Raw genomic sequence first — 7,121 nt, forward strand, 5'->3', positions numbered from 1 at the left:
GGGCTATGTAAAGCATGGCCTGTTGCGCGCCCGTAGCTCAGCTGGATAGAGCACCAGACTACGAATCTGGGGGTCAGGAGTTCGAATCTCTTCGGGCGCGCCATTTCCGCCGAATCTGCGATTTCCTGCGATCCGCTAGCCGGTCTTGGGCTCGCATATGAAGAGCAGGTCGCGGAACACGTTGCCGAGCACCGCCTCATCCGAGTGCTGGAGAACTGGACGCCGCCTATTCCGGGCTTCTTCATTTATTACCCCAGTCGTCAGCCTGACTGCGCTATAAACGCGCTGCGATGTTCTTGAAACGGGAGAGTACGCGGCGACCGTTATCTGGGCGCAGCGACGCTGAATGCTCATTCACGCCGCCGCGCAGCACGCTCACTTTTCTTCCGCCTTTCCCGGATCAGGGCCCAATAGGCCTCGCTCCAGCCAGATACCGCTCATTGTCAAACGGCTCGGCGTGGGTGCTGCCCGGGCTCCACATGTGGCGGTGGGTCTCGGTCAGATTGCCGAGATAGACATGCAGCGCGCCTGAGCGGGCGATGCCGGTGTTGGCCACCGCGTGCACGGTATCAGGGGTCATGTGCACCACCGCGGGCGCCGCGATGTCGTGGCGTTCCGGCGCATCGATCTCGCTGCCGTCGACGGGATAGATGAAGTTGGTCTCGCTGCCCTTGTAGATGCCGATCAGCGCATCCATCAGATGGTTGTGCGGCGGGTACCGCAGGCCGGGCGACAGCGTGATGTGGTAGATGGTCAAGTCAGGGCTGGCATGCAGCAGCACCTCATCGTCGTCTTCCTCATGCGCGAGCACGCCTGATGCATGGAAGCGGTCGGTGTGTTCGCGCAGCACCGCCTTGACCCGTTCGATGGCATGAGCACCTTTGGCTGCGTTGACGATACCGGCGGTTACGGCGTAGAGAGGCGAGTTGGCGGCAAGAGACATTTGTCGTCATCTCCATTGGGAAGCTCAACCAATACAGCTGAGATGCTCAGGCTAGCGAATGCCGACAGACCCGTCAACCGGATGGTCGAAACGGGCAAGCAGACTACGCGGGCAGACTACGCGGGCAGACCACGCGGGCAGACCACACGGGCAGGCAGATATGGCTCTTCCGAAATCAGTGTCACCGTCCGCCGTCAAGGCGCCGTCGACCGCCGACATATTGCGCAGCGAGGAAGCTTATGAGCAGCTGAAGAGCGACATCGTCGCCTGCGTCCTGCAACCCGGCGAAAGCCTGACCGAAAAGCAGATCGGCGACCGCTACCAGATCAGGAAGGCGACGATCCGCTCGGCTTTGGCCCGCCTGACGCAGGAAGGGCTGATCAAGAGCGAGCCGCGCCGCGGTTATGTCATCGCACCGCTTAGCCTGCGCGATGTCAACGAGATCTTCGACCTCCGCAGCCTGATCGAACCGGAAGTGTTCCGGGTGGCCGCGGCAAACCTCACCGAACGCGGGCTCGACGACATCAGGCTGGCGGCGCAGAAGGTGCTGAAGCCGGAGACGCTGCGCAGCCATGTCGCCTTTCTGGCGGCCGACCGCGCCTTTCGCCTGGCCCTGGCTGAACTCTCCGGCAATCTGCGGCTGGTTCGCCTGCTCGACCAAACGCTCGACCAGTCGGAGCGTGTCCTCCATCTCGGCTTCAAATCGCGCGACTTCACGCAAGCGATCATCGGCCAGCAGAAGGAGTTGGTGCTTGCCTGCGAGCTGGCCGAAGTCTCGGCCATCGCAAAGCTTGCCCGCTCGCAGTGCCTGTCGCTCAAGAAGCAGGTGCTCGAGGCCTTGCTCGCCGGCTCCAAGCTGCAGGACGCCAATTTGCAAAGCTTCGCCTGAGGCGCGAAGTCCGCGCTCTCTGGCCGATGCTTACTCGTCGATGAAGCGGATGTCCGCATCGGCAAGGCAATAGGGCGCGTAGCGGAAATCGCGAATATGGCTGACCTTTCCATCCTGCCAGTCGACCAGCATGAAGCCGCGCACGGCGTCATCTCCCGTTTGCGGGTTGCGGATCAGGATGGCCGGCCTGCGGTCGACGAAGCCGAGCGACAGCGCCCAGTCCTGGACACGGTCGTAATTGCCGAAATAGTTGGAAACCTGCGCCTTGCCGCGCATGCGGGTGCGGTTGACGACTTCAAGCTGGATATCCTCGGCGATCAACGCGCGCACGGCGTCGAAGTCGCGCGCGTTGAACAGGTCGACATAGCGGCGCAGGCGCCGCTCGTCGTCGGCGTCGAGCTTTGGGGCAGGCGCCTGCTCGTCCTGTGACGCCAGCAGGCGCAGCTGCGACCGCCCGCGATGCAGCGCTGCCTTGGTCGCGGCCAGCGTCGCGCCGGACACTTCGCAGGTTTCGTGCAGGCTGAGGCCAAGCACGTCGACAAGGATCACGGCGCTGCGCTGCACTGTTGCCAGCTGCATGAAGCTTCGCAGGCTGGCGGCGGTGGCGAGCCTCGCATCGGCGCTTGCGGAGGGGTCTTCGATCGTCGTCATGTCGGTCTCGCTCATGCGCGCCTGCTCCCGCTGGCGCCGGCGCAGATGATCCTGCGCGGCATTGTGGGCTATGCGGAACAGCCATTGCTCCGGACGCCCAACGGTGGCGTCGCCGTCGATGGCCTGCAGTGCCTTGATCAGTGTCTCCTGGACGATGTCCTCGCCATCGATCACCGAGCCGGCCATGCGGGCGCAGTAGCGGTGCAGCTTCGGTCGCAAGGCGCCGAGCATCGCCTCCAGGGCAACGCGGTCGAGTTTTGCTGTGTTCATCCTGTCCGTTCCCAAAATGCCGGTCTTTGCATTCAAGCCGGCACGACCTCGCCGGCCAGCATACGATAATTGCCGACGATCTTTGCCGGCGATCTGGCAAGCGGCGTCGAGCGGCGCCCGGCATGATCGGCGCTGAAGGCCTTGAAGGCTGCGAGCCCCGTCAGGCCGTCGCCATCCTGGCTGACAAGATGGATGAACTCGCCATTCTCCAGTTCCAGGACGAGGTAGCGCACGGATTGCGGCTTCGTGTCGTCGAGTGCCTCGAACACCTGTGCAACCAGCATACGGTTCTCGGCGATGCTTTCGTCCTTCACGCCGTAGCGGATGAGATTGTAGCCCATTGTCGTCTCCTGTTTTTCAACTCTGCACAGAGAAGACGTTTCGCGGCCTCGAAAAGATTCGTCGCCCGGCGAATCTTTTCGATCGTCCGGATCGTCTTTCCCGTCGACGGCTGCGCGGCAGCCGTCCAGGAGCAGGAGAGACCCATCATGCACATCCAGTTTGCCGAATTGCCGGTGTTCGACCAGGACCGCGCCAAGGCCTTCTACACCGGACATCTTGCTTGCCAAGTGGCGGAGGACCAGCTGATGGGCGACAGCGGCTGGCGCTGGATCGAGCTGACATTTCCCGGCGCCGTCACCAATTTGCATTTCGTCAAACGCCCCGATGACACGCCGGGCACTGAGCCCGTGCTGGTGCTCGTTGATGGCGATGTCGAGGCAACGGTCGCGGGCCTGAAGGCGCGCGGCGTCGAAATCATCACCGAGCCGCAGGAAGCGCCTTGGCAGCCGGGCCGCACAGTCGCCGAATTCCGCGACAGCGAGGGCAACCGCATGGTTGTCGCCAGCAAATGATCGGACCCGGCGCAAAGCCGAACTTTGACATGAGAACAACAGGAGAGATGGACATGACCCCCCAAACGTCGACGCTGAAAGTACCGGGCGCCAGCCTCTATTATGAGATGCGCGGTTCCGGCCCCGTACTGTTGATAATCCCCGGCGGACCGCAGGACGCCGGCGTCTTCGCCGATGTCGCGGGCCACCTCGCCGACCGCTACACGGTGGTCGCCTATGATCCGCGCGGCAATTCGCGCAGCACCTTCGACGGAGAGCCGCAAGAGCAGGACCTCGATGTCCATGGCGACGATGCCGCGCGATTGATCGAGGCGCTTGGCGCCGGACCGGCCTATGTGTTCGGCACCAGCGGCGGCGCCCAGATCGGGCTCAACCTCGCCGCCCGCCATCCCGGCCGGGTTCGTGCACTGGTGGCGCATGAGCCGCCCAGCATGATGCTGCTCGACGACCCGTCGCCGTCACTGGCCGGCATGCGCGACCTGCACGACACCTATCGCAGCCAGGGTGTCGAGGCGGCGATGCAGAAATTCTTCAGCGAGAACAGCCTGTCGGAAGGGCCGGGTCAGGATGAAGCCGGGCCGCAGGACGGACCGCCTTCGTTCGAACCGTCGCCCGAGGAGGCCGAGACCTTTGCCAGGGTCAGCGGCAATTTCGAATACTGGCTGGCGCATGGCGTCATGCCGCTGTCGCTCTACCGTCCTGATATCGAGGCGCTGCGCGGCCGCCCGGTCGTGGTCGGCATCGGCGAAGAGTCCATCGGCCAGCCGATCGACGGCATGGGCAAGGCGCTGGCCGACGGGCTCGGCAGCAAGCGCGCCGCCTTCCCCGGCGACCACATGGGCTTTGCGCCCTATCCCGACCGCTTCGCCGAGACCTTGCACCTGACGCTCAGAGGCGCGTGAGATCGTCAGTTCAACAGGAAAGGAGCGTCCGCATGCACAATGCGGACGCCCTTCTCCCATGAAATTACCCGCTAAGATTGCTGTATCAGACGGCCTCCCAGCCTTCCTTGCCGCCGGCGCGGAAGATGGCGTCGATGACCTTCTGGTTGAGCACGGACTCCTCCAGCGTGAAGACACGCTCCTTGCCACCCTGTGCCGCCCTGGCAAACGTCTCGACCTCGCGCCGGTATTGCTGCGTGCCGGGAAAGCGGAACACCTGCGCCTCCGTATGGTTCTGGTTGTGCAATTCGATGCGGTGATGGTCGTAGAGCCCGGCATTGAACGGCGAGAACACCTCGATGAAACCCTTCTCGCCGTGGAACACCATCACCTGCCGCGCCGCCATCTGCGTCGACAGATAGAAGGACAGTTCGAAATCGCCGAAATCGGCGCGGATCGAGGAATAGATGTCGGTGCCGAATTTCTTGTCGCGCTCGATCGTCGCCTGCACGCGCAGTGGCTCCTTGCCGCTCGAAAACCGCGTCGACACCGTCGGATAGACGCCGATATCAGGCAGCGCGCCGCCGCCGAGATCGAGCTGGTTGCGCATGTTGGTGGGATCGACATTGTAATAGGAGAAGGCGCCCTGCACATGGCGCAGCCGGCCGATGGCGCCATCGGCGATGAGATCGCGCACCTTGATCCATTGCGGGTGGTAGATGACCATGAAGGCCTCGCAGACCAGCACCTTCTTCTGGTCGCGCAGCTTGATCAGCGGTGCGATATTCTTGGCGTCGAGCGCCAGCGGCTTTTCCACCAGCACATGCTTGCCCGCTTCGATGGCCTTGGCCGTCCACTCGACATGCTGCGAGGTCGGCAGCGGGATGTAGACGCCGTCGACGTCTTTCGAAGCGAGCAGCTCCTCATACGAACCAAAGGCATGCCTGGCGCCGAACCGCTCGCCCAGGGCCTCGGCCTTCGACAGGTCGCGGCTGGCGATCGCGGACAAAACGCCATTCTCGGCCTCGACGATTGCCGGCAACAATTGCTCGCGGCCGATCTTGGCCGTCGACAAAACACCCCATCGGAACATCAGGCTTCTCCTATCGATTTACAGGCGAGGAGGTTTGCCCGAAATTGCAGGAAAAGCCAATGCGGATCGCTGGTCCTGCTAGCCTCGCTTGCCCGTTAGCGTCATGTCGAAATTGACGATATTCGAATAGATCGGCGTGCCGACATCCATGCCGTACCGGGAGCGCAGCACCTTGCCGGTGACGTGGAATTTAATGACGCCGCCCTTCAGCCCGCCGAGCTCGGCAGTGAACTTTTCCGCAAACGTCTTGCCGCGCGCCGTCAGCCGGCCGCTGACCAGCGCCGTGGTGTCGCTGGTTCGGGTTACGCTGGTCGAGCGGAACTGGATTTCGGGGCTGTTGGCGACGTCGAACACCGCATCGGAGCGCAGGAAGGCGTCGATGCGGCCCTGGCCGGTGCCGACGCTTTCGGGATAGATGGTGAAGTTGACCGCGGAACGGCCGACATCGCTGTTGTCGATGCGGATGGAGCCCTTGAAGCGGCCAAAGGCGCCGTCGAGGCCGCCGCCACCGACCTTGCCGATGGAGAAGCGAATGCTGGAGCTGGCCCGGTTGACCGTGTAGCTGCCGGCGGCGTCGCCGAGGTCCACAGCGGCGGAGACAGGCATGGCAAGGCAAGCGGCAACAGCCGCCAATCCGAAGATGCGCGCATACATGGGTTTTGTCCTTCTGGGGCAGGCGAAGTGTTGCGCCCTCACTCCAATGAACGAATGCGCGGCGCGCGCTATTCCATGTCCTGATCTGACGAAGGCGTGATCATGCGCGTGAGCACGCTGTCGCGCAGCCAGAAATGATGCCGCAGCGCCGCCAGCGCATGCAGCGCAACCAAGGCAATGCCGGCATAGGCGAGATACCAGTGTGCTACCGCCCAGAAGTTTTCCGCCTCGTCGGACACGCCGAGCGGCAGGTTCGGCATCACGAAAAGGTTGAACGGCATGCTGGGGATCTCCAGCATCGACACCGAAACCAGTGCCCAGCCGGACAGCGGCAGCGCGAGCTGGAAGCCATAAAGCGCCAGATGCGCCAGCGGCGCCGTCCGACGCTCCAGGCCTCCGACCGAGGCCGGCAAGGCCGGGGCCGCATTGCCGAGCCGCCAGGCAATGCGCAGGATAAGGAGGCCGAGCAGCAGGAAGCCGAAGGATTTGTGCAGCTGGATCAGCTCGAAGGCGGTGCGCTGGCTGGTCAACCGCACCATGATGAAGCCGAGCATGAACTGGCCGATGAACAGGATGCCGATCAGCCAGTGGAGGACGATCGCCGCCCAGCCGTAGCGGGTTGAGTTGTTGGTGATGGATGCCGGCATGGTTGGTGAACGAATGGCAGATGGGCTTTCTTCCACCCTCCCCCTTGTGGGGAGGGTCGGCGCGAAGCGACGGGGTGGGGGTGTCGCCCTACGAAGACCCCCACCCCGATCCGCTACGCGGATCGGCCCTCCCCACAAGGGGGAGGGTGGCTAACTGTCCGAACCGGATAGATAGGTAACAGAATGGACCGATAGCATGGGTGACAGTTTTCTTGTCCGCCGGAGGACCGGCGATGGTT

9 protein-coding genes, 1 tRNA gene and 1 pseudogene are annotated in these 7,121 nt (G+C 63.4%); 5 read left to right on the forward strand and 6 right to left on the reverse strand.

The features are described 5' to 3' along the window. The first annotated feature begins 26 nt into the window (after window positions 1-26). Both NKI10_RS22905 and NKI10_RS22910 read left to right on the forward strand, forming a co-directional pair. A tRNA-Arg gene (locus NKI10_RS22905) sits at window positions 27-103 on the forward strand. Window positions 104-135: 32 nt separating this feature from the next. Beyond that, a pseudogene (locus tag NKI10_RS22910) lies at window positions 136-300 on the forward strand (LysR family transcriptional regulator); the annotation flags it as partial. A 100-nt stretch (window positions 301-400) separates the two neighbouring features. Here the strand turns inward: NKI10_RS22910 and NKI10_RS22915 are convergent. After that, window positions 401-943 (reverse strand): autotransporter, encoded by a 543-nt coding sequence (locus tag NKI10_RS22915; RefSeq protein ID WP_023672266.1) that lies wholly within the window; start codon window positions 941-943, stop codon window positions 401-403. A gap of 160 nt (window positions 944-1,103) precedes the next feature. Between NKI10_RS22915 and NKI10_RS22920 the strand changes: the two genes are divergently transcribed. After that, window positions 1,104-1,832, forward strand: coding sequence for a GntR family transcriptional regulator (locus NKI10_RS22920; RefSeq protein WP_023672267.1), 729 nt, complete (start codon window positions 1,104-1,106; stop codon window positions 1,830-1,832). A gap of 30 nt (window positions 1,833-1,862) precedes the next feature. Here the strand turns inward: NKI10_RS22920 and NKI10_RS22925 are convergent, their stop codons facing one another. Beyond that, window positions 1,863-2,753, reverse strand: a complete 891-nt coding sequence (locus NKI10_RS22925; protein ID WP_023672268.1) for a sigma-70 family RNA polymerase sigma factor — start codon at window positions 2,751-2,753, stop codon at window positions 1,863-1,865. Between the two features lie 32 nt (window positions 2,754-2,785). Next, window positions 2,786-3,094, reverse strand: a complete 309-nt coding sequence (locus NKI10_RS22930) for a hypothetical protein (protein ID WP_023681378.1) — start codon at window positions 3,092-3,094, stop codon at window positions 2,786-2,788. 147 nt (window positions 3,095-3,241) lie between these two features. On the opposite strand from NKI10_RS22930, the gene NKI10_RS22935 reads away from it, so the two are divergent. Then, window positions 3,242-3,607 carry a VOC family protein gene (locus NKI10_RS22935; protein WP_023672270.1) on the forward strand — a complete coding sequence of 122 codons (366 nt, stop codon included), beginning with the start codon at window positions 3,242-3,244 and terminating at the stop codon, window positions 3,605-3,607. 53 nt (window positions 3,608-3,660) lie between these two features. Next, window positions 3,661-4,509: an alpha/beta hydrolase gene (locus tag NKI10_RS22940; protein ID WP_245261692.1), complete on the forward strand. Its 849-nt coding sequence runs from the start codon at window positions 3,661-3,663 to the stop codon at window positions 4,507-4,509. 85 nt (window positions 4,510-4,594) lie between these two features. On the opposite strand, the gene NKI10_RS22945 is transcribed toward NKI10_RS22940, so the two are convergent. From NKI10_RS22945 to NKI10_RS22955, 3 genes are all read right to left on the reverse strand, one after another. Beyond that, entirely contained in the window at window positions 4,595-5,581 is a 987-nt protein-coding gene (locus NKI10_RS22945; protein ID WP_023681380.1) for a Gfo/Idh/MocA family protein, read from the reverse strand. A 78-nt stretch (window positions 5,582-5,659) separates the two neighbouring features. Next, window positions 5,660-6,235: a YceI family protein gene (locus NKI10_RS22950; protein ID WP_352625077.1), complete on the reverse strand. Its 576-nt coding sequence runs from the start codon at window positions 6,233-6,235 to the stop codon at window positions 5,660-5,662. A gap of 68 nt (window positions 6,236-6,303) precedes the next feature. Then, the gene (locus tag NKI10_RS22955; RefSeq protein WP_352862073.1) at window positions 6,304-6,882 is read right to left on the reverse strand and encodes a cytochrome b; all 579 of its coding nucleotides are present in this window, start codon (window positions 6,880-6,882) and stop codon (window positions 6,304-6,306) included. Between the last annotated feature and the right edge of the window lie 239 nt (window positions 6,883-7,121).

The sequence above is a fragment of the Mesorhizobium sp. M0802 genome (assembly GCF_040320115.1).
Taxonomy (GTDB): Bacteria; Pseudomonadota; Alphaproteobacteria; order Rhizobiales; family Rhizobiaceae; genus Mesorhizobium.

What these genes read in the sequence shown, in the direction of transcription:
- NKI10_RS22915 (WP_023672266.1), bottom strand. Translation starts at nt 943, where the DNA reads ATGTCTCTTGCCGCCAACTCGCCTCTCTACGCCGTAACCGCCGGTATC.
- NKI10_RS22920 (WP_023672267.1), top strand. Translation starts at nt 1,104, where the DNA reads ATGGCTCTTCCGAAATCAGTGTCACCGTCCGCCGTCAAGGCGCCGTCG.
- NKI10_RS22925 (WP_023672268.1), bottom strand. Translation starts at nt 2,753, where the DNA reads ATGAACACAGCAAAACTCGACCGCGTTGCCCTGGAGGCGATGCTCGGC.
- NKI10_RS22930 (WP_023681378.1), bottom strand. Translation starts at nt 3,094, where the DNA reads ATGGGCTACAATCTCATCCGCTACGGCGTGAAGGACGAAAGCATCGCC.
- NKI10_RS22935 (WP_023672270.1), top strand. Translation starts at nt 3,242, where the DNA reads ATGCACATCCAGTTTGCCGAATTGCCGGTGTTCGACCAGGACCGCGCC.
- NKI10_RS22940 (WP_245261692.1), top strand. Translation starts at nt 3,661, where the DNA reads ATGACCCCCCAAACGTCGACGCTGAAAGTACCGGGCGCCAGCCTCTAT.
- NKI10_RS22945 (WP_023681380.1), bottom strand. Translation starts at nt 5,581, where the DNA reads ATGTTCCGATGGGGTGTTTTGTCGACGGCCAAGATCGGCCGCGAGCAA.
- NKI10_RS22950 (WP_352625077.1), bottom strand. Translation starts at nt 6,235, where the DNA reads ATGTATGCGCGCATCTTCGGATTGGCGGCTGTTGCCGCTTGCCTTGCC.
- NKI10_RS22955 (WP_352862073.1), bottom strand. Translation starts at nt 6,882, where the DNA reads ATGCCGGCATCCATCACCAACAACTCAACCCGCTACGGCTGGGCGGCG.